Origin of the sequence: Nostoc sp., assembly GCF_036917635.1 — a bacterium.
In the GTDB taxonomy this organism is placed as follows: domain Bacteria; phylum Cyanobacteriota; class Cyanobacteriia; order Cyanobacteriales; family Nostocaceae; genus Nostoc.
The window spans coordinates 1-23608 of the sequence record NZ_JBALCW010000058.1; the positions used below are offsets into that span (position 1 = coordinate 1).

The 23608-nt window shown below is 39.6% G+C and carries 18 protein-coding genes and 2 pseudogenes; all 20 read left to right on the forward strand.

Going from position 1 to position 23608, the window contains the following annotated elements:
• Positions 1–1410, forward strand: a 1410-nt coding sequence (locus V7K32_RS15125; protein ID WP_334994528.1) for a glycosyl hydrolase family 18 protein, incomplete at its 5' end; no start/stop codon positions are given.
• 352 nt (positions 1411–1762) lie between these two features.
• Entirely contained in the window at positions 1763–3118 is a 1356-nt protein-coding gene (locus V7K32_RS15130) for an AAA-like domain-containing protein (protein ID WP_334994530.1), read from the forward strand.
• 25 nt (positions 3119–3143) lie between these two features.
• Positions 3144–3367: pseudogene (locus V7K32_RS15135) on the forward strand (DUF4158 domain-containing protein); the annotation flags it as partial.
• Positions 3368–3628: 261 nt separating this feature from the next.
• A pseudogene (locus tag V7K32_RS15140) lies at positions 3629–3889 on the forward strand (Tn3 family transposase); the annotation flags it as partial.
• A gap of 826 nt (positions 3890–4715) precedes the next feature.
• Positions 4716–5225, forward strand: coding sequence for an acyl carrier protein (locus tag V7K32_RS15145; RefSeq protein WP_334994532.1), 510 nt, complete (start codon positions 4716–4718; stop codon positions 5223–5225).
• Between the two features lie 39 nt (positions 5226–5264).
• Positions 5265–6461: a DUF3419 family protein gene (locus V7K32_RS15150; protein ID WP_334994534.1), complete on the forward strand. Its 1197-nt coding sequence runs from the start codon at positions 5265–5267 to the stop codon at positions 6459–6461.
• Positions 6462–6495: 34 nt separating this feature from the next.
• Positions 6496–7479: a Rieske 2Fe-2S domain-containing protein gene (locus tag V7K32_RS15155; protein ID WP_334994536.1), complete on the forward strand. Its 984-nt coding sequence runs from the start codon at positions 6496–6498 to the stop codon at positions 7477–7479.
• A 57-nt stretch (positions 7480–7536) separates the two neighbouring features.
• Positions 7537–8658, forward strand: coding sequence for an acyl-CoA dehydrogenase family protein (locus tag V7K32_RS15160; RefSeq protein WP_334994538.1), 1122 nt, complete (start codon positions 7537–7539; stop codon positions 8656–8658).
• A 64-nt stretch (positions 8659–8722) separates the two neighbouring features.
• On the forward strand, positions 8723–10810 hold the full coding sequence (locus V7K32_RS15165) for an AMP-binding protein (protein WP_334994540.1): 2088 nt from the start codon (positions 8723–8725) through the stop codon (positions 10808–10810).
• Positions 10811–10916: 106 nt separating this feature from the next.
• Positions 10917–11960: a 3-oxoacyl-[acyl-carrier-protein] synthase III C-terminal domain-containing protein gene (locus V7K32_RS15170; RefSeq protein WP_334994542.1), complete on the forward strand. Its 1044-nt coding sequence runs from the start codon at positions 10917–10919 to the stop codon at positions 11958–11960.
• A 368-nt stretch (positions 11961–12328) separates the two neighbouring features.
• Positions 12329–14947, forward strand: a complete 2619-nt coding sequence (locus tag V7K32_RS15175) for an aminotransferase class III-fold pyridoxal phosphate-dependent enzyme (protein WP_334994544.1) — start codon at positions 12329–12331, stop codon at positions 14945–14947.
• A 99-nt stretch (positions 14948–15046) separates the two neighbouring features.
• Positions 15047–16507 (forward strand): NAD(P)-binding domain-containing protein, encoded by a 1461-nt coding sequence (locus tag V7K32_RS15180; protein ID WP_334994546.1) that lies wholly within the window; start codon positions 15047–15049, stop codon positions 16505–16507.
• Between the two features lie 46 nt (positions 16508–16553).
• Positions 16554–17249, forward strand: a complete 696-nt coding sequence (locus V7K32_RS15185) for a methyltransferase family protein (RefSeq protein WP_334994548.1) — start codon at positions 16554–16556, stop codon at positions 17247–17249.
• A gap of 18 nt (positions 17250–17267) precedes the next feature.
• Positions 17268–18920, forward strand: a complete 1653-nt coding sequence (locus V7K32_RS15190) for an acyl-CoA dehydrogenase family protein (protein ID WP_334994550.1) — start codon at positions 17268–17270, stop codon at positions 18918–18920.
• 50 nt (positions 18921–18970) lie between these two features.
• Entirely contained in the window at positions 18971–19816 is an 846-nt protein-coding gene (locus V7K32_RS15195; protein WP_334994552.1) for an alpha/beta fold hydrolase, read from the forward strand.
• Positions 19817–19902: 86 nt separating this feature from the next.
• A complete protein-coding gene (locus V7K32_RS15200; RefSeq protein WP_334994554.1) occupies positions 19903–20580 on the forward strand; it encodes a Coq4 family protein in 678 nt (225 codons plus the stop codon).
• Between the two features lie 110 nt (positions 20581–20690).
• Complete coding sequence (locus tag V7K32_RS15205) at positions 20691–21167, forward strand: DUF3237 domain-containing protein (protein ID WP_334994556.1); 477 nt, start codon at positions 20691–20693, stop codon at positions 21165–21167.
• 165 nt (positions 21168–21332) lie between these two features.
• Positions 21333–21464, forward strand: a complete 132-nt coding sequence (locus tag V7K32_RS28780; RefSeq protein WP_442938749.1) for a ParA family protein — start codon at positions 21333–21335, stop codon at positions 21462–21464.
• An 805-nt stretch (positions 21465–22269) separates the two neighbouring features.
• The gene (gene mtnB / locus V7K32_RS15215) at positions 22270–22920 is read left to right on the forward strand and encodes a methylthioribulose 1-phosphate dehydratase (RefSeq protein WP_334994558.1); all 651 of its coding nucleotides are present in this window, start codon (positions 22270–22272) and stop codon (positions 22918–22920) included.
• Positions 22921–23002: 82 nt separating this feature from the next.
• Positions 23003–23506, forward strand: coding sequence for a 1,2-dihydroxy-3-keto-5-methylthiopentene dioxygenase (locus V7K32_RS15220; RefSeq protein ID WP_334994560.1), 504 nt, complete (start codon positions 23003–23005; stop codon positions 23504–23506).
• Positions 23507–23608 lie beyond the last annotated feature (102 nt).

The following is a 23608-nucleotide window of genomic DNA, read 5'->3' on the forward strand; positions in this document are numbered from 1 at the left end:
ATAGGCATAAGTGATAATTTTACTGTTAATAAAGGAGGATGGACTAGCTTTGACAAGTATCCGCGTCAACTCGCTGATGTGAATGGTGATGGTCGTGCAGATATTGTTGGTTTTGGATATGATAATGTCTCTGTCTCTCTTGCTCAAAGTAATGGAACTTTTGGCCCGGTATCTGTTAATAAAGAAGGATGGACTAGCTTTGACCAAAAGCCACGCCAGCTTGGTGATGTGAACGGTGATAGCAAAGCTGATATTATTGGTTTTGCTCAAGATGGAACTTATGTAGCTCTAGCTAATAATCAGATAACACCACCTCCAATGAATAATCAGTATGTTGTAGCTGGTTACTTACCTTCCTGGGGTATTAGTAGTATTACTAATCCTGAAACTATTCCGGTTAATAAGCTGACACATTTATTCTATGCCTTTGCAGATGTCGATACACAAGGTAACGTTAAACTGAGTCAAGATGGTCAGGATGGTGACATCAATGTACTAAAATCTCTCAAAGCTCAAAATCCCAAGCTAAAAATCCTTGTTTCTATCGGTGGTGCAGGAGAAAATGATTTTTCCTCAGCAGCTTCTACGCCACAATCTAGGATATTCTTTGCTCAGTCTGCCATCAATTTTATGAAAAGTAATGGTTTCGATGGCATCGATATTGATTGGGAATTTCCTAAGAAGGAAGAGAATAGTAATTACACTCAATTGCTAGGTGAACTACGTCAACAACTTAATAACGCATCTACTACAGATGGAAATAAATATCTGCTGACTACCGCCCTTTCTGGTTCTCCCTATCAATTGTCTCCATCAGATTACGCTGATGATCCTTACGATTTAAACTCAACTGTTTTGAAAACTACTTCTGAATATGTTGACTTTATCAACTTAATGACCTATAACTACCACGGTAGTTGGGAAAACACAACCAATCACCAAGCTGCTTTGTATAAAAGTAACAATGATCAATCATATAATAGTGACAAACTCAACGCTGACTGGTCAGTTCAAAAGTATTTGAGTGCTGGTGTTGAAGCTAAGGATATTGTCTTAGGAGTTCCTCTCTACAGTCCCACTTGGGCGGGAGTGAAACCTGGTTCTAACAATGATGGATTGTTTCAAAGTGCTACCCCAGTAAATGATCCACTTTTGTATAGAGATATCCACGATCAAGTGGGTACAAATGGATATCAATATTACTGGGATGATAGTGCCAAAGTTCCCTATATTTATAATTCTCAAAAACAAGAGTTTAGTACCTACGAAGATAAACAATCAGTCCTCGGAAAAGTTAATTATGTTAAAGAACAAGGTCTAGGCGGAATATTTTTCTGGCAACTCGTTGGTGACTTGCCAATCAGCCATTCTGATTCATTAGTTAATGTTGCTGCTGCTAATTTGCTGTAGAACCTTCTTTGCGGTAGTGAGCGGGAAGCCCTCCGGGTTCGGGGGTGACGCTCCTTCGTCGCTACTGCTTCGCTAACGATGGAAACCGCCAAAACTGCGACCCCCTTACCGCTTTGTGTCTACCTTAAAAAAACATTTTTAACAGATTAGATAGGACTGTCATATATATATTGTATTTTATACTACTATATATAGGACTCTTATTTTTTGGGTAAAAAAACTCTGTACAACTCGAAAGAACTGATTTCGTCTTTTTTATTCCCTGCCTACGCAAATAAGCTTAGAAATCAGATTGGATTCCGATACATGAAACTATAGACAAACAACAAAAACAGCTATTTCCTCAGCATCCATGAACTCAAAATTAGCCTTTACTTGGGAGAAAGCTAAACAGGTTATCGAGCAAATTGTCTTCAATAATCTTCGAGAACACCTCAAAGATATTGAATTAGACGTGCTTCGAGGCTCGTGGGAGAGTCTGACTTATGAAAAGATGGCAGAGCAGTACCATCTCTCTGTAAGCTACCTCAGAGGAGATGTGGGTTTTCATCTGTGGCGAAAGCTTTCAGAGGCATTAGGGGAAGAGGTAACAAAGAGTAATTTTAAAGGAGCGCTGGAGAGAGCCTCCCAAAAGCAATTACTTTCAGATATTGATAGCAATGTCAAGCAGCCAAAATCCCCGTTAGCAGAGCTACCATTTCCAGACGGTTCAGTTCCTCTAGGTTCTGCTTTTTATGTGGAGCGAGATGGCCTAGAGTCTGTTTGTTATGAGACAATTGTTAAACCCGCTTCCCTAATTCGGATTAAAGCACCGAAGCTAATGGGCAAAACTTCATTGCTTACCAGGATTCTCGCTCATGCTGAATCCCAGAACTATCAAACGGTATATTTGGATTTAAGTAGTGTAGAACGAGCAATTTTAACGAATTTGGACAAGTTCGTCCGTTGGTTGTGTTTAATAGTTGGTCGAAAGTTAAAGTTAGAAAATCGGTTAAAAGATTATTGGGATACAGAAATTTTAGGTAGCAATGATAACTGCACCGTGTACTTTGAGGAGTATTTATTGCCACAAATAGATTGTCCTTTGGTATTAGGGTTAGATGAAGTCGATCGGATTTTTCCCTATAACCAAGTGGTTGAAGACTTTTTCGGGATGCTGCGAAGTTGGCATGAAAAAGGGAAAATTTCTGAGCAATGGAAACAACTAAGGCTGGTGATTGCACATTCTACCGAAGTTTATATCCCCTTAGATATGAACCAATCTCCTTTTAATGCGGGGCTACCAGTAACATTGTTGGAATTTGACCACAAGCAAGTACTAGATTTGGCTCACCTTCATGGACTGAATTGGAATGATACTCAGGTAAAGGAATTAATGAATATAGTGGGAGGACATCCTTATCTACTGCGATTAGCAATGTACGAAGTTTACACTACAAAGGCAACGCTAAAGCAGCTATTACAAGATGCTTCCACAGAAGCGGGAATTTACAGCAGCCATCTGCGGTGGTACTTAGAGATGCTGCACTCGGAAGAGGCTCAAGGTTTAAAAGAAGCGTTAAAAAAGGTAGTCACTTTAGTTGAGCCAGTGGAATTAGATTCAATGCAAATTTATAAGTTGCACAGTATGGGGTTAGTGCACCAACAGGACAATCAGGTAATGCCTAGTTGCAAATTGTACCGGGAGTATTTTCGCAGGGTGTTGTAAGTAGCCATGCGTAACGTAGAAATAGTACTCTTACTACGATTGGCAAGGACGCTGCATAAAATATCATCGCGCTCAAATCAGGGAATTCTTTGGTTTCTTAAAACCAAAGTTAGCGATGCTAAAGAGTTAACTAATTGGTTAGCCGAACAAGCACTAATTTATGAGTTAAAATTTGAACAGCTAAAACTTGCCGCCGTAGCGAGACTACGGAATTTAAAACTTGAACCACCAACATATTCCAGATTAGATGTTCGATTAATTTGAGATTCTGTTGACTATCTCTCACTTTTTTTGATCATCCCTATTTCTTGAGCAGCAAAAATACTTATCATCCCACTTTCTGGACTTCATTTTGTAATATTTTCATATTCCAAAATCTAGCGATCGCGCAACTACTACAAGCATCGCCCAGTCAACAATAATTGCCAGTATTAATACTTAATAATATGAAAACTTTTGGTAATTATTTTTGCCTTATTTAATAATACATCTTGAAGTGCAAAATATGGGTTTTATGGCAAGGGTGGGGAGATTGCTACGAATCGCTTGTCAGACCAAGAATTAGCTGTTTTATCTCTGCATTTACTCCAGATATCTTTGGTATATATAAATACTTTAATGATTCAGCAGGTTTTGTCGCAACCACAATGGATGCGGTTGATGAAGTTGGAGGATTTGCGGGCGCTTTCACCTTTAATTTGGGGTCACGTTAATCCCTATGGTACTTTTCGTTTGGATCTTAATGTCAGGTTGCCAATTGAGACGGGGTGAATGTGTATAAAAATACTAGTGTTAGGATATCTGAGAAGCTTATAGTCTGAAAGTCATTTATAGCAGTACTTTCAAGCTATATTGCCCCTGGTGACAGCTTCGCTGACACTGTTGGCGAAATATTGCTTAACAATTTTGGCAACGTAATATTGCACGAAAATTCTGGTTACTTCCGCAGGGATAAGATAATTAACATCCTGAACGCTTAGATAAATTGTTACCATGTCGATATTTCTCCAAATTGATTAATTTTCATCACTTTTTAATGTGAAGAAATATTTCGCCAACAGTGTCTTCGCTATATTTACCCCGTATCCCGGCTGAACTCCATTTTAGGTCGCGATCGAGTCAACGAATCGCACTTGCGCGTATCCCGGCTCAACCCCAACCTGATTTATTCCTATTTCTTTAAATTTCTCACCTATCAATCCTGATTTATTATTCTTTGATTAATTTACTACCTAATTTCATATAAAATATTTACCTGACTTTTTCCTATTGTATTTTTGTTGAATTTTGATAAATTAAATATAGTTAATGTAAAGAGTTGATTTTAGATTTGAATCAACTCCCTTATAAACTGGTATGAGAATCATTGGAACAGAAAACTAGGTTAACCTTAAAAGTCTTATTGTGTAAGAATTTTATTGAGGTTTTTAGTAGCTAAATTAGACGTTAAAAAACTAAGTTTTTAACGAATAGTCAAGGTTTTAGCACCTAAAATTTTTTGTGTTATTCGTGTAATATGACTTATCTCGGTTTTCTGTTACGATGCTACTAATACTCGTTTAATTATGAACTATAACGAAAAAAAATATTAAAAGTTATGCCTTATGTTCAAAATTCGCTTGACGATCATTTATTGGATTTTAACCAGGTATTATCTAATCTTTGGGACTTCCAGGTTGATAGCCAAAACATTTGTCAGAACTGGATAAAAGCTTACGAAAATCAACAGCTAACTCAAAATGATCTTCAAAATTATAAGCAGATTATTATTATTTTGAGTGAAATTATTAATCTCATAGAGGAAATAAAAACCAAAATTTACTACGAACAATTGAAAAAGTTGGAAATAATGCAAAAAGTCAAATTGCTGGTAGGCAACCAATTAAATATAAATCCAGATAAAGTAACTGGATTAGCAGATATTGCTTATGATTTAGGAGCAGATTCCTTAGATATACTAGTGGTTGTTATGAATATTGAGCAAACATTTGGAATTAAATTAAACGATGAGTTAAATGGTACATTTCCTACAATTGGAAAACTTATCGTTCGGATTTACCGTAAATTGAATTTAACTAGTTCAATAACTACTCCTATTTCTGTATAAAGTTACTTGACATATACTCCAATTTGAGGAAATCAAAATATGACACATGCAGATGCTCACAATATTGCCATGAGAAGCCTAATTAAAGAAGAAAGTTATATGCAAAAATCTAATAAAGAAAAGTGGATATTATACAGTACCTGCGATGAAGATTCATATTCGGAGTTGCGAGCTTTAGATATTACATCAAACGACAGAGTACTTTGTGTCACAGGTAGCGGATGCCGAACTCTCAGCCTTCTTGCTTGCAATCCCAAGTCCTTAATATCTGTAGATTACTCACCTGGTCAAAATTACCTGCTCGAATTGAAGCTAGTAGCAATTCGGGCTTTATCTTATGACAAGCTACTTCAATTTTTTGGTGTAGAAGATTGCCGTAATCGGTGGGATATATTTTGCTCATTCAAGGAGCAAATATCTCCTCAAGCATTTGCTTATTTTCAAGCCAATCGGTGGGCAATTGGAAAAGGAATTCTTTTTTCAGGACGTCATGAATTATTTTACGTTAGATTCGTTGCGCCATTAATGCGTCTACTTTATGGTAGACAACTGGGGCAGATTGCTCGCGCTTCAACCTTAGAAGAGCAGCGTGACATTTTCAATAAACATATCTCTGGTTTTTTCTGGAATTCTCTGATTCGTATCGGCTTTTCACCCTTGTCAATCAGCCTCATTCTCAACGATCCAAAATATGTCGTGGAAATGAATGTAAATGTTGGCGATTACTTAATAGAACGATTGAATCACACTTTCAATCATCATTTAGTGCGGAATAATAACTGGACTAGTTTCATGTTCTATGGTAGATATCTTGGAAGACGTTGTCTCCCTCACTTTTTACTTGAGGAAAATTATCATGCAATCCGTCAAGCAACAACCAAAGTCGAGATTGTGACAGGCAATCTGATCGAATACATGAAGAAGATGTCAGAGCATTCAATCGACAAGTATTCACTATCAGATGTTACAAGTTGTATCGACAGACAAACTTTTGAAGTTTTAATGCACGAAGTAATTAGAACAAGCGAAAAACAAGGAAAATTATGCTATCGAAATTTTCTGAATAAGCAATTAATTCCATCTGATTTAGAAGAGATTCTCCAGCGTGATAATGAGCTAAACGCCTCGCTCTATCAAGATGATTTAGCATTTGCTTATAGTTTTGAGGTAGCGCAAATTAACAAAACAGAAAAACAAGTTGAAGAAATTAGCCCAGTAGCTGGGATTAGTTGTTAGAGATAGCTGAGATAATATTCAGAGAGTCACGATTATGTGCTTGAATCAAAATATCAGAATTCACCCAATTCCTAATAGCTGGTATCGTGTTTGTTTTAGTAAAGACCTTCGTCCAGGCGAAGTTAAGCCACTGCGTTACTTTAACAAGGATATTGTTCTCTTCCGCACAGAAAGTGGTGAAGCCTGTGTCTTTGATGCTCACTGTCGCCATTTGGGAGCGCATTTAGGTCACGGAGGAGAGGTAAGAGGTGAAGGTATCCAATGTCCCTACCACGGTTGGATTTGGCATAAAGAGGGATACTGCAATCATGTTCCTTACCCTCACAGTGGTAGTAATCCAAATGTTCAAATTGGCAAATGGCCAGTAGCTGAACTTAATGGTACAGTCTACGCCTACTACCACAGTGAAGGAAAACCTCCTACTTGGGAAATGCCCGAATTTCCTGAATTTTCTTCTGGAGAGTGGGTATCTGCAATCCAAATGTATAAACGCAACGTTTCCTGCTCCATACAAGAAATTGCCGAGAATAATTCAGATACTGCACATTTCAGCCATTTACACAAGGCAAGGTTTGGTAAAGTCCTCACCGAATCTCTGGAATTAGATGGTTTGATACGTACTCATATTGCCTCTTATGAAGTTCGAGTACCCATTATATCTAGATTGCTTGGTATCAACGAATTCCATACTACATATCAACAGTATGGATTGGGTTGCAATCGAAATCTTGTCTCTCTCAAAGCTAATGGAAAGACAGTACTAGAATGGCGACTTGTTTGTATGCATACGCCAATTGATAAAGAAAATGCCGAAGCCCTATGCGTCACAAAACTGAAGAAATTCATTAATGTTCCCATCACCCGTTTATTAATAGAACTACTGACCAAGAAAGCTTGCGAAGAAGTTGATAGAGATGCAATGGTTTGGGATCACAAAATTTTTCTGGAGAATCCTCCTCTCTACAAAGAAGAACACAGCATCAACCAATTCCGAGAATGGGTTGAACAATTTTACTAAATTAAATTAACAGGAAGCGAGATCACTACCCACTCACCCTTGAAGCAAAATCTAAAAATGCATTTTTTACACAAAGAACGTGCTACTCTCGAAAAATTTCTACCAACCCTTGATAACCAACTTCAAGAAAAATCTCTTCTTGAGATGGAAGATAAGGAAAGTCCCGCGTTAAAAATTTTTCGTCAACTTGGCGGTCCAGGATTGTTGATTCCACGCGAATATGGAGGGTCTGGTGCTACACCTTTGCAACTCACTCAGATTCAGCGAGCGATCGCCACTCGTTCACCTTCCTTAGCGATCGCTGCAAATATGCATCATTGCACAGTAGCAGCTTTGCTAGAAAGCATTGCTGATGAATCTGTTGCAGAGTTTATTAGAGCTATTGCTGAGAACAATCTCTATTTAGCTTCAGGCTTTGCTGAAGGAAAAACAGGTACAAGTATCTTGTTACCAACTATGAAGTCCCAGCGAGTAGCCGATGGTTTACTTATTAGTGGTAGTAAAAAGCCTTGTAGCTTGTCCGTATCAATGGATTTTTTGACGGCAAGTGCCATTGTTCCCGGTAAATCAGGAGATGAAGATCAGTTAGCATTAGTGATCATTGCAGCTGATTCACCAGGTATTGAGCGTAAACCTTTTTGGAATACTTGGGTTCTTCGTGGAGCAGAAAGCGATGAAATAATCTTAAACGAAGTCTTTGTCCCAGAGGAATTTATTTACTATTTAGGTAAACCAGAGGACTTAGGAAACATCCTGGCTAAGGCTTTTATTTGGGTTGAGTTATTTTTATCCGCTTCCTACTTAGGTGTAGCCAGCGCCCTTGTTGAGCGGGTAATAGCAGAACGTAAAGGTACGCCTAGCGAACGCGCATTGGTGGCAATTGAAGTCGAAGGAGCAATGGCAGCACTCGAAGCTGTTGCACATTCGATTATGCTTGGTGGGAACAGCGACACCGAAGTTGCACAATCTTTATTTGTTCGTTATTCAGTGCAACGTACTATAGAACGAACTGTCGAAACATCAGCAGAGTTACTCGGCGGTATGGCGTTTATTAGTTCTGGAGAAGTTGCCTATTTGCTAGCAGCTTCCAGAGCACTTGCATTCCATCCACCTTCACGGTTGAGTATGGCACCTTATTTAGATGCCTATTTAGCGGGTGAACGTTTAGTGATGCCTTAATTTCACAAGAGGCGAACTTTGCGTCCAATTTAACATAATGACTATTCACTCTAAAATAATTCCAATGAATCAGATAATTACAACACTTACAAATAGCATTTGTATCAACAACAACTTCTCTAATTTGGTTGATCTTTTACGCTATAGAGCTTTACATCAACCAAATCAAACTGCTTTTACGTATTTAGAAGAGCAAGAAGAACTAGAGACAACTTTAACTTATCAGCAACTAGATGCTAAAGCTAGAAGTATTGCTGTATATTTGCAGAATATATCAACTCCAGGAGAGAGAATTTTATTACTCTACCCGCCAGGACTTGATTATATAGCAGCCTTTTTTGGATGTCTTTACGCAGAATTAATTGCGATTCCTCTCTATTCGCCGAGAAACAACCGAAAGATGTCTCGGATTGAGTTAATTATGGAGGATTCTCAAGCACAAATTGCTCTGACAAATAGTCGTTCTCTCATTAATATACAAACATTATTAAATCATGCTCCTGATTTAAAAAAACTACAATGGTTAGCAACTGACGAAATTGATGAAAGTTTAGCTGAACAATGGGAGTCAAAATCAGTCAGAAGTGTTTCTATTGCTTATCTTCAATACACATCTGGTTCTACTTCAACACCTAAAGGTGTAATGATTAGTCATGAGAATGCTTTAGAGAACTCAGCAGAAATAGCCATTTCATGGAAAACAGGGACTGATAGTGTTCTCGTATCATGGTTACCTCACTTTCATGATTTTGGACAAATATACGGGGTGATTCAACCAATTTACAATGGGTTCCCATGTATATTTATGTCACCGGCCTCATTTACTCAAAAACCAATTCGATGGCTAAAAGCAATCTCCGACTACAAAGCTACTCACAGTGGCGCACCAAATTTTGCTTATGATTTATGCGCTGACAAAATCAAACCAGAACAATGTGAAAATCTAGACCTGAGTCGTTGGGAGATAGCTGTAAATGGTGCAGAACCAGTCAGAAAGCAGACATTAGAAAATTTTTATCACGTTTTTGCACCTTATGGTTTCCGTTGGAGTACTTTCTACCCAGGTTACGGACTAGCAGAGGCAACACTGAAAGTGTCATCTGCAAGAAAGAAGAACTCGCCAACAATTTTAACTGTTCGAGCAGATTCACTGACAAACAATTTAATTGTCGAAGCATCATCTGACGAAGCATTTACAAGGACATTAGTTGGATGTGGTAGTACTGTATTAAACTCAAAAGTTGTCATTGTAAATCCTGAATCTCTCACTCAATCTCCATCCGGTCAAGTTGGTGAAATTTGGGTATCAGGTCCTAGTATTGCTCAGGGATATTGGGGACGACTTGAAGAAACTCAGCGCACATTTAGAGCTTATCTAACTGATAATGGAGAGGGACCCTTCTTGCGAACAGGTGATTTGGGTTTTGTCAAAGATGGCGAGTTATTTATCACAGGTCGAATTAAGGATTTAATCGTCATCCGAGGTAGTAATCATTATCCTCAGGATATCGAGCTAACAGCAGAACAAAGTCACGTCGGTTTACGTTCGGGATATAGCGCAGCCTTTGCCATTGATGAGAATGAGCAAGAAAGACTTGTTATTGTTTGTGAAATCGAGCGTAGTTACCTGCGGAAGTTGGACGCTGATGAAGTAATTCAAGCTATACGCAAAGCAGTATCTCAAGAACATGAATTAGAGATATATGCTGTATTACTGCTAAAAACAGGTAGTATTCCTAAAACCTCTAGTGGCAAAATTCAACGTAAGGCTTGTCACACTCAATTTTTAAATAACCAATTAGATGTAGTTGGAGATTGGAAAGATAAGTCAAACAAAAAAATAATAAATGAAGGTAAATTTCCCATGCAAAATAACTTATCCAACATCATCAAATCAGGGACTCAGGATTGGCTAATTTCGTGGATTGCCAAAGAGAGAAACTTAGATATAAAAGAAATTGATCCCGATCAATCTCTTACTTACTACGGTCTTAGTTCCTCGGATAGTATGAATTTACATGGAAATTTAGAAACTTGGCTTGGCTATTCAATTGTTCCTGATTGGTTGTGGGATTCTCCATCAATTGATGCATTAGCCAAGCAAATTTCTCAAACTCAAAATTCGGTTTTTGTCTCTAAAGTTACATCATAGTGGGCTTCTATAAATCCTTTCGCCCTCCTCTTTATTTAAGGAAGTTATTAGGCAAAACCATAACCTCCGATGAGCAAAAAATGTTGTCTTTTTTCCATAAAATCACATGAAAATTGAAGCAATCAAGGCTGCTTTGCCAACAAAGAAACTGACAAATGATGATATTTTGGCATTGATTGAGGAATATAGCCAACCAATCTTTGCAGGAGATTTAAAGGCAGCTTTAAGTAAAATAAATTTTTTCCTTCGCTATTCAGGTTCAGATATCCGTTACTGGTTAGACAAAGACGAAAAGCCAATTGATTTAGTAACTCGTGCTTTTCAAGAAGCAATTATTGAGGCAAACTGCGCCAAAGATGACATAGATTTACTGATCTATACAGGTATTGGTCGAGGATTTATAGAACCAGCAGCAGCCTACCACGTTGCAGCTAGTCTTGGTTTGCAACACGCAGAGTGTTTTGATATCCTCGATGCTTGTATGAGTTGGACTCGTGTGTTGAATATAGTCAATTCACTATTTCAAACCGGTCGTTACAAACGAGCTTTAATAGTTAACGCCGAGTGTAATATGCGTTTCGGTGGAGCAGTTTTTCCTAGTGTTTTCCAACTGCCGAATATTGAAGCTATTGAATGGTCTTTTCCAGCTTATACTTTGGGAGAAGCCGCGACAGCAACAATTGTTTCCTACGATCCAGATCGAGAATGGGAATTTCACTTTAAATCTCGTCCAGACTTGGCAGATTTGTGCAACGTACCTTTAGATGGATACGAAGGTTATTGCACACCTTCTGGACGTATTGGGTTAAATGGGATTAACAAATTTACCTCTTTTGGAGTTGAGTTGCACGCCAATGCCTATCAGGAGTTCATCAATATCTTTAAATGCTTAAAAGCTCCGATTGAGGAGATACGTGCAATTTTCCCCCATGCATCGTCAAAAAGAGAGTGGGACAAAGTTGCTGAAGCATTAGACCTCAAACATCTGCTTTGGCATATTTATCCAATTTATGGAAATCTAGTTTCTGCTTCTGTACCCACAGGCATCGCTTCAGCTATCGAGGCCGGACAGATTAAGCGAGGAGATCGGATTGCTGGTTGGGTTGGTAGTGCAGGTATGTCTTTTTGTGCCTATTCTTTCATTTATTAGATATCTCCAAATTGGAAAACGCAGCTTATAAGCTAGCCACAAAGAGGCTTTGACTGTTTTCGGAAATGTCTATTAATTAAGGAGTTAATAAGAGGGGTATCCCATTTATCTACCTCCTCATATTTTCTTGGTTCTTCAGTACATATTATGCTGGACTTTTAATTAAAGTCCGTCACTTGCGTTGAAAATCAAGCCTTACAGGGAGTTATAGCTTCAATTTTAGAAATTTTCCCTCAAGCGCTAAGATTAACGGCTGTTATTATTGCCCACTAAGGGTTTTAAGCTGATTTACAGACGTATTAATAAGTAATGAAGAGCCATTTTTTTACAAATAACAAATGATTAATTAACAAGAGGTTTAACAGTTCATGTTGTTGCAACTTTTCAAGTTTGTTAGCGTAACTTTTTTTTACCTCTGTGGATATTTTCTGACTACTGTAGGTACAAATAAAGAAGAGCGAATCTCAAAACAAGGGCAATGGATTTACCGCTATCTTCTCTACATGGGACCGATTTACATCAAAATTGGACAAATTTTAGCAACACGTTCCGATTTGATTCCACCAAATTGGGTACAAATATTACGAGAACTACAAGATAATGTACCTTATATGGATGAGGCTGATACAAGGAAAATTATCACCAAAGATTTGCCTCTAGCATTTGAAAACGTTTTTAGTGAATTTTCTTTTCAGCCAATAGCTAGTGCTTCGATTGCTCAAGTTCATAGAGCCACCTTATTAACTGGACAAAAAGTCGCTGTTAAAGTTGTTAAAAAAAATGTTCGTAATCAACTTAAACAAAATCTGGATATTATCCAGTTATTTGTTGCCATCCTTGATTCTGTAGTTCCATCTGTACGAGAACTAGGTTTACCAAAGCGTCTGCAAGAATTAAGAACTTTGCTGATTATTCAAGCAGACATGAAGCAGGAGGCTCAAAATCAGGAAGTAGTATATAACAACTTTAAAAATCATCCTTATGTCAGGGTTCCGGCGATTATTAAAGACCTTTCAACTTCTAACTTATTGTTTATGGAGTTCATGGAGGGAATCCCAGGAAAAGATGTTCACAAAGTTGAATTAAAACGTAATCTTCTCGCTCAAAGGTTTCAGGATACTATTTATACTATGCTTTATATGCATGGGTTATGTCATGGTGATCCCCATCCTGGAAATATCTTTTTTACAAAAGATGGCTCGATTATCCTCCTAGACTATGGCATTACTGTTCAACTAAGCGAAGATGAAAAATGGGGTTTATCATCTTTTTACTACGCTTGTACTCGCAAAGAATGGGATGTAGCTGTAGAGCGTTTTACTCAGCACTTTGTTACAGATAAAGACTACATTAATCAAAACTGGAATCAGTACGCGCAAGAAATCGAAAACGTTTTACAATATCACTTTGATATCAGTACAACGCAATGGTCAACAGTTAGTTATTTCCAAGATGTTAGCAAGGTATTGCGTAAGTATCGCGCACGGTACACAACTAATTTTACAAAAGTTGAGTTGGTCTTTTTATCTTGTGAAGGCTTTGCAAGTCAAATCGATCCCAATATTGACATCTGGGAGAATGCACGTAAGTTTACAGACCGTTACTCTCCTTATATGAATCCAAAAGTCAAAGAAACTTTTGATATTTATTTTCAAAAAACGGCTCCTTCCTCTTTAGCAATGCGCGATCGCGCCGATAATTCCTTAGTCGCACCTACCCACATTAACCGATATTTTTTCCCCAGCACTTATCCAGTATTTGTCAAAAAGGCTGAGAAAAGCAAAATTGAAGACCTTGATGGTAATGTTTTCGTAGACATATCATGCGGTTATGGTCCTCATCTCTTAGGCTACGCCCATCCTGTCATTAACCAAGCAATTTCTGAAGCCCTTACCAACGGATTTGTCAACGCAATTGGGCATGAAGCAGAATTAAGACTAGCCGAAATGCTTGTTGAGGCTTTACCGGGTGCTGAGAAAGCAATCCTCTCCAACTCGGGAACAGAATCCATTTTACAAGCAATCCGTCTGTGCCGGGCTTACAGAAAGAAAGATCGAGTAGCGAAGTTTGAGGGACACTATCACGGATTTTCAGATCAAGGGATGGTTAGTTCCTGGTTTCGCTTTACAGGTGAAAAGTTCAATCCTCAGCCGATTGCCGGAACTCAAGGAACTGACAGTGCTACAGTCAAAAATACTCTTGTTTTGCAATACGGCTACATTGAAGGTTTAGAGCGATTGCGCTCAGAAGCATCTGAGTTAGCCTGCGTTATTTGCGAACCAATGCCTTCGTTACTAGCTAATTACGACGTTGATTTTCTCACAAAACTGAGAGCAATATGTACAGAGTTAGACATTCCTCTAATTTTTGATGAAGTTGTTTCGGGATTTCGGGTAGCCTATGGCGGCGTACAAAACCTTGCAGCAATTTTCCCTGATTTGACTTGCTTAGGTAAAGTAATTGGAGGAGGACTTCCCTGTGGTGCAGTTGTTGGTAAAAAGAACCTGATTGACATTGGTAAAAGTTCTCAAGATCCCTTCTCTGACTATGAAAAGAAAGCCTTTGTTGGCGGAACGATGAGTGGAAACTCAATGACTTGTCTTGCCGGAACAGCTGCATTAACTTATCTCAAAGAACATCCAGAAATATATGTAAAACTTGACAATAACACTAATTGGCTTGCCCAAAAACTCCTAGAAATTGGTCACTTTCACGGTGTACCAATCCAAGTAAAAGCAAATCGTTCGATTTTTTCTTTGACATTTAGTCATAAAACCGCTACTTACTTCCGAGAAAAGCAAGCTGGTAGTAATTTTAAAGTCAATCTTGCTTTAGCATACTATATGCGTAAACACGGCATTTATATGCCCGAACTCCATACCTTAATGTTGAGCGCAGCCCACACGCAAGAAGACCTAGAGCTTATTTGTACTGCCTTCAATTTAAGTTTGCAGGAAATGTTAGAGGATGGGTTTTTTACACTTTAGTTAGGGAATTAAAAATAAAGTCTAATAGAGAGATAAGAAGCTTAATCTCCTTTCTCTATTCCTTATTCCCCCTTTTTCAAACAATACTAAGATTATTTTATGAACTTACTAAAATCTTCCCAACATTCTACTCGTAAATGTAAAGTTGCTGTCATTGGTGCTGGTGCTAGTGGTATTGCTACAGCAAAATGTCTTCTTGAAGATGGTCACGAACCTACTGTTTTTGAAAGCAGCGATCAAGTTGGTGGTGTTTGGGTCTTTAAAAATACTAGTGGACGAGCTTTTAGTACAGTTCACTTCCAACACTCAAAGTATGTTAGTGTTTTTTCCGATTATCCTATGTCGATGGAGTCCAGTGAGTTTCCTCACCATACAGAAGTTCTTGAGTATCTCAATGACTACGTAGACCACTTTGATATTAGAAAACATATCAAATTCAATACAGCAGTCGAGAAAGTTTCCAGAAAGGATAATGATTGGGAAGTCACTGTCAGTTATCCTGACGGTCAATCTACCTTCAATTTTGATGCGATCGCTGTTTGTAGTGGGATTTATAATGATGCTAGATGGCCAAATTTTCCTGGTGAAGATAAATTTAAAGGAATGATTATGCATTCCAAAGATTATAAAGAGCCTTCACTTTTTGCAGACAAAAATGTTATAATTGTTGGCAATGGTCCGAGCGGAGTTGATATTGCAGTCACTGCATCCTATAGCTCTAATAAAGCAATTTGGAGTTACCGTAAAAATCGTTGGTTACTTCCCAGATACTGCGAAAGAATACCTTTTGATTTTATCGTTACTCGCCTGAATAAACATATCCCTTTCCGTCACCAAATCTTATCTTTGATCCACTTGAAAAAGTTTTACCCGATTATGTTGGATCACCAGGCTTGTGGTATTAAACCAGATGTTGGTCCAGAAAAATCGGGTCCTGTTTTTAATGAAGATGCCTTAAATCGCATCCGGTTGGGAGCAATCAAAACAAAACCAAATATCTCATATTTTGAAGAAAATAGAGTTGTATTTGAAGATGGCAGCAGCGAATCAGTAGATATTGTTGTGTATGCAACAGGCTACCAAGTTAAAATTCCTTTTATGGATGAATATTTAGGTGAAGACCATCAAAAAAACTTAAATCTTTATAAGATGGTATTTCCCCCGGAATTACCCAACTGTGGCTTTATCGGATTTGTTTACGGAAACGTCATCTTTCCCACCTCTGAACTGCAAGCACGTTGGTTTTCTAAAGTCATTTCTGGTGAAGTTGAGTTACCATCAAAAGCAGCAATGGAAGCACAAATCCAATACCACAGAAAACATCAGGAAGAAGGCTGGCTTGACAGTGCATACCGTAGCTTGCGCGTTTCAGCTTTTGACTACATGGATGACATCGCCCAGGAAATTAATGCCCTGCCTAAAGTGTGGGAAAACTGGACAATTTTGAAGGAAATTTTCGCAGGTCCAATGCTTTCTACACAATACAGGCTCAATGGACCTCATAAATGGGAAGGTGCTATGTCTTGGATCAAAAAAGTACCCAAGCTAGTTCGGAAGTAAGTTAATAAGCTGACGGCATATAAAGCATCAAATATTCAGGAGTTGGATGATGATTTATAACCAATTTTTAAGCATAAAAGCTATTTTGAGCTTAATAATATATGGTTTTTTATTGATTGGTATACCGCTTTTAGGTTGGGGTATAGATGACTTAACAGAATTTTTGGCAAATCCAGTCAGAGTCATTTTCTTCTTGGCTGTAATGTTGATGAGTTTTGTTTATGCATGCTTGATGCCTCCAAATACTTTAAGTGAAGGGGTGAAAGATAAACTGGTAACTCGTCAAAAAGTCATGTTATGGTTGAGCATCCTGCTTTACGTAATCATGTTTAGCCTCTTGCCATACTGCGATCGCCACAATCTATGGCAAATTAAAGCTGAAAATTCTTTAAGATATGTTGGGCTAGTAATTTTTACTATTGGTGTAATTTTGTCCTTTTGGGGACCAATACACCTCGGTCAACAATATAGTTTCAATTTGACACTTCAAGAAGGACATACATTAGTGACAGATGGACCATTTAGCTATATACGCCACCCTCGTTATCTGGGTTTGATTTTTTGGATTTTAGGAGTTTCATTCATCTACCTTTCAATTGCGGGTTTGGTAATAACTGGGGTAATGACGTTGTTGCTGGCATGGCGAATTTATGATGAAGAAAATCTACTCCAGCACGAGTTCGGTCAACAATGGATAAATTATTGTCAGCAAACAAAGCGAATAATTCCCCTTATTTATTAGACTGAAGACTACAAAATTATGCAGACTAATCACTTAACACCAAAAAACAACTTTAATAATCTTATTAGCCAAGGAAATATAACGCAATCAGATATAAGTAGAGACAGAGCTAATAGCATTATAGAATGGCTGCGTAATTATGCTACTGACCGCATTAATTCCCGCTTGATCGACGAGCGCCGTTGCATACCACCTTATATAGTCCTCGATTTTGGCAATCAGGGAATACTTGGGATGCAAGTACCTGAAAAATATGGAGGTTTAGGATTAAATACTTACGATGCAATGCGTGTTATCGAACAAATAGCTGGTATTGATATTACGCTAGCTACCTTTGTGGTGGTCAATAACTTTCTGGGAATTCGCCCAATTTTACAATATGCAACCGAAACATTTCGTGAAGAACTCCTACCTATCCTGGCTCAGGGGCGCGAACTAGCTGCCTTCGCATTGACAGAACAGGGTGCCGGTTCAAACCCACGAAGTTTAGCAAGTATCGGAATACCAGATGCAGAAGGTGGTTGGCGCTTGAGCGGGACAAAGATTTGGAGCGGTACTGCTTCATGGGCGGGTTTAATCAATACCTTTGTCAAGCTAGTTGATGCTGATAATAAGCCAATAGGAATTGCTGGTTTTGCCTTGCGTCAGGGAACATCCGGCTTACGTCATGGACCAGAAGCCGTGACAATGGGAATGCGCGGCATGGTTCAGAATACAGTACATTTTGACGAAGTACCTGTATCTGAAGTAAATTTGCTAGGGGAAATTGGTTCTGGTATGGCAGTTGCTCAGGACGCAATGTTATTGACCCGGTTGGCGATTGGAGCTAAAAGTCTCGGCGGGATGAAGCGTTGCGCCCAATTGATGCTACGTTATGCAACGCGGCGTGATGTTGCTACAGGTCGCCTGATTGATAATCCGGTAACTTTAGTACGGTTAGGGAATCTAACAGCCGCAATTACAGCATTGGAGACTTTAATAACTCGAATTTCAGAATTAGTCGATAATGGATATTCTGTACCAGGAGAAGCATATATTGTCTGCAAAACATTTGGTTCGGAATGTCTATGGCAAGCCGCTGATAACCTAATTCAACTTTTAGGCGGTCGCGGTTATATCGAGACTAATATCGCTCCTCAAATACTGCGAGATGCTAGGATATTCCGTATTTTTGAAGGTCCCACTGAAACTCTTAATATGTTTCTTGGTTCGTCTTTATTCCAACCCAGGGAGGAATTACAAATCTTTTTCTGCAATAGTCTTAACGCCCCTGCTGTTTGGGAAAGTTTAAAAGGAGCAATCGGACAAATTAATGCACGTTGGTCAGAATCAATCGCTCCCTTTAGCGATCGCACTTCTGCTCGACGTTGGGCTGCACTAGTTGCTGGTGAAGTTGCAACTTACGCAATTTTGCTTGCTGCTTTGCAGGGATCGCATCACCGCAAGCCATTAAATCAATTGCATCGCGGCGCTAACGATTGGGTTCAAGCTCAGTTTGACATTGCGCTCAAAAAAGCTCTTAACGACCAACAACTGAAATCTGCAATGCAAAGTATCGATGAAACTATAGCACTTATATCCAGCTATGCTGAAACAATTGGGGACTTACAACAAACTCTTCCCGGCGAAGATAACTCCCTCGACGAGCTACTACGCCATTCTAATCTCTAATCTGAGATGAAAAAGCAAGCTTGATATTTTTTCACTTACAGGATGATAACATGAGTTTTGACGCTCAAGAAAATAACACCCAGGAATATAAAACTGTCGAGCTATCTCAAGGCGTACTTCATTACAGCGATCGCGGACAAGGACCGATATTAGTCTTTCTACACGGGTTTCTGGTTAACGGACGACTCTGGCGTGATGTTGTACCTCTACTCGAAGGCGAGTTCCGCTGCATTGTACCAGACTTACCGCTAGGCTCCCATGTCCTACCAATGAACCCCGACGCCGACTTAACTCCACCTGGTATTGCTCACTTAGTAGGAAATTTTTTCACAGCCCTCAATTTACATGATGTTACCTTAGTTGGCAACGATACAGGCGGTGCTATATGCCAGTTAGTCATTAACCACTACCCTGAAAAAATATCAAGACTTGTACTTACTAACTGTGATGCTTTTGAAAACTTTTTACCGCTGGCTTTCCGTCCCTTTCAGTATGCCGCTCACATACCAGGCTTTTTCTTTGCATTTGCACAGTTAATGCGCTGGAGTTTAGCTAGACGTCTCTTGTTTGGGCTACTTGCACACAGACCCTTGGAACCAGAACAAGAGTCCTCATACTTTACACCGCTAATTCGTTTTTCTGGCGTGCGTCACGATCTAACCAAAGCTACGCGTGGTATTTCAAATCGTTACACTCTTGAAGCAGCCCGTTCCTTTCCCAATTTTAACAAGCCAGTTTTAATTGTTTGGGGTGAAAACGATCCATTCTTTTCTTATCGCTTTGCTGAACGCCTCACAAAATCCTTCCCTAATGCTCGACTAGAGCGTGTTGCAAAATCGCGTACTTTCGTACCTGAAGATCAACCTGAAGTGCTAGCGCAGTTGATTACAAGTTGACAAGATAAATTTTTCTTTAACCTGCCAAGAATGATTGCGCTTGAGCCAGAATTCATTGTGTAAATTTGATTATCTAATGTTTCCCAATGTCAAAATCTCCCTCCACTATCGATACTGATATGAATCTATCGCTTACTCCAGAACTTCTAAAAGCTCTGCAAGGTTTCGTTTTCATGATCAATGACGGACTAGATATCGACGCATTTTTTGATATTGAGGCTGCGTTAGCCAACCATGAAGTTTCTGCTTCCCAGGCTATTTATCTCAAGTCTAATCCTGAAATCGCTCAACTTTTTGAAGAACAATATATTGCACCGACTCCCAATCTAGAAATATTACTCAAGCTGCCTGAAGATTCCTTAGGCTTTACCTATGCCTCTAACTTGCGAGCATCAAAATTTGAGCAAGAGTTTTATCCCAAAGTCGAGGTTCAAGATGACGTGAGCTATTTAAATATGCGTGTGCGACAAACCCATGATATTTGGCACGCCGTTACAGGATATGGCTACGATGTTGATGCGGGAATTAAGCTGGCAGGATTTCAGGTCGCGCAACTTCACTCTTCGAGTATGGTGGTATTTCTTGCCGCATTGTTCCTGAATACGATCAAGATGAACAGAGATTTCAACCAGATTGTACGTCTCATTCAGGAGGGCTACGATTTAGGGTATCAAGCAAAACCCTTTCTGGCGCAGAAGTGGGAAGAGGCTTGGGAAAAGTCGCTAGCAGACTGGAGATTGGAGTTAAATGTAAATGTCACTTAACTAAATTCTGGGGGCTTAAGTCCCCCGCTTCTAAAAGCATAAAAGCAGCAAGTTTTGTAACGGCAAATTAGACCCCGCCGTCAGGAGCGATGTACACCAAGGAGATACCGATGTCCGAGCTTAAGACCAAATTTTTGTTCGAGGCGAGAATACAGATTCAACCGCCGATGGATGTTGGACAAGCCCCCGATGGGCACCGCATGATATTTATGGCCAAGTCCGGACATTTCGATGGACCGAAACTCAAAGGTGAGGTTATCCCGATGTCCGGTGGCGATTGGTCTAGAATACGGGCCGATGGGTCCGGCGCAATCGACGTTCGTCAATGCCTCAAGACGCATGACGGGGCGATCATTCTCATGACTTATGGCGGACGGATGGTCGCAAGTACAGAAAACTTTGAGTATGCAGTGGATTATTCAAAGCCGGACGATCCGAAGGGCGCAGAGGAGCAATACTATTTCAGGATCAATCCTTTATTCGAGACAGGTGATGAGCGGTACGCATGGCTGAATAATATCGTTGCAATCGGCAAGGGACGCACCGGTGACGGCGGCGTAATTCACGAAGTCTTTGCAGTGAATTAGGTACTTTGTTGACTCTTATCTGCATCAATGTACCAGGATTATTGTTGAGTAAGGCGCAGGCGTTGCTCAAACCCAAAGTAGGCAGTTAGTTAAACGCTTTGTCTATGTTTGGCTATCCGAAATGGAACTATTAAACCTTAATGGCATCAAATCTTAAAAGTCGCCATCTTCAACTTCAAAGGCAGCACTGGGAAAAGCTCCACAGCCCTAAATCTGGGAGCTAGCCTCACCGCCAAAACACGCCAGGTGCTGCTCGTTGATTTTGATGGGCAGCGAACTCTTAGCTTTGGTCTTTAATCAGCTCATTAACCATTGTCCAAATGTTAATTCCCTATTTAATAGGGTGATCACCGCTCCGACAGAATTTGGTTTCACGAATGTTACCGACTCTTGTCTAATCGGCGTCGTTGTATGTGACAATCCGAACGAGTATTTATTCTGGGACGATTACCATCCGACAACCACTGCTGATGAGCTAATAGGAGAATTAGCCTTTTCAGCACTGAAGCCTGAGCCGGTTCCCGAACCTTCTGCTGAATTGGCGTTGCTCCTGATTGGTTGCGTTCTTGGGTACCGGAAACTTGCTCAATATGTTAGCGCTCTTCCATCACTCGCTTGCAGAGGAAAATAAGAAATCTTCTGAACATGAGGTGTCTGGAATAGCACCTCGCATTCGATTCATTAGGGCAATTAATGTGAAAAAGCCAAGCGATAAATGTGAAATGGGAAAAACTCTAAGCCCAGGTTTAAGTAAATTAAAGAATTGGTAAGGTTGAACAACTAGACGTAAATTGTTAAGTAGATTTTTCCAGCCTTTACCCTCGTCCCATGACTGATGCTCTGGAAATTTATTAACAACTCGATCTGTTGGTTCGTGTAGACCTTTATCTAGACAATTATTCAAAACCTGAGCTTGAAGACTGACCAGAAAAGTGGTTAATCATGGCATTGTTAACTTAAAAGTGGTGGTAAGTACTAAGCAAGTTGATTAGCCACAATCGGGATGGATTTTTGATGCGCCCTTCTTCTGGCGAGACTTCCATTCGCCAAGACAATCAAATCGCAAACATCAAATTTCACCAGGGCTTAACCAGGATTGATTATGATAAAGTACAGTGATAAAAACTCCTTTAACAACAATTTTGTAGACTTCAGAGAATCCTTAAGCTGGACGATCACTAATATTCACGCCAAAGGTTGGGCAACAGGTACAGGAGGCAACTTTAGTGTCGTGTTCAATCGAGATCCTCTAACCCTATTGATGGCTCCCAGTGGGGTAGATAAGGGATCGGTGCAGCCTGCTGACTTGATTGAGGTCGATGGCAATGGCAAAGTCATTCGAGGTAACGGGCAAGCCTCCGCAGAAACCCAGCTACACTTGGCGATTGTAGAAGCAACGGGCGCAGGGGCAGTTTTACACACTCATTCTATTTTTAGTACCTTGTTATCTGAAAAATTCTGTAAACAAGGGAAATTGACAATTTCAGATTATGAGATGCTGAAAGGATTGGAAGGTATCCAAACTTACAACGAAACCATCCATGTCCCCATCCTGCCAAATTCTCAGGATATGTACCAATTGCGGCAAGATATCCGCCCTCTGCTGGAAAGAGAACCTTGTCTCTACGGGTTCTGCTTAAGTGGACATGGACTCTATACATGGGGGAATACTCTATTTCAGGCAAGAAGACATTTAGAGATTCTGGAGTTTTTATTTGAGCTAACGTATTGCAAACTCGCGTTACCTGTTTAATGTCTGAGCGACGTATTGTACAGCTCTTAAATAGAGGCTTTGATTAATAATACTACCACATATAGCAAATCTTTAGGCGTTTATGGCTACTCTCAATATCCTTGAGGAACATCGCAAGCTAACTGATTCAGCTGAAATTAAGGCTTATCTCTACAATATCGGTATTACTTACGAGCAATGGCAACTTTCTTACCTAGTAACCAAAGATTCGACTTCAGATGAAATTCTGAATGCTTATGCATCTAAGATTGAAGCAACAAAGCAAGCAGGTGGATATATAACGGCTGATGTTATTGATATAGATGCCGATACACCCAATCTAGACGCAATGCTGGCAAAATTCCGTCGGGAACATTGGCATGATGAGGACGAAGTCCGCTTTATAATTGAGGGTCATGGGGTGTTCTACATCAATCCTCAAACCAGCCCGGTAGTTAGCGTTGAAGTTGCAACTGGTGATTTGTTGGTCGTTCCCAAAGGAACACTGCACTGGTTTGATCTTTGTAGCGACCGCCGGATTCGTGCCATTCGTCTATTCCAAGATTCATCTGGATGGATGCCTCACTATACGGTTTGTATTGCATAAAATCAATGTGGTTAGAAAAACCGTTTGAGAAGCAATACCTCTACCAATTTACGAGGGTGAGTTGATGATGCTATCACTAGACTTGTCCGAAATATTAACTTA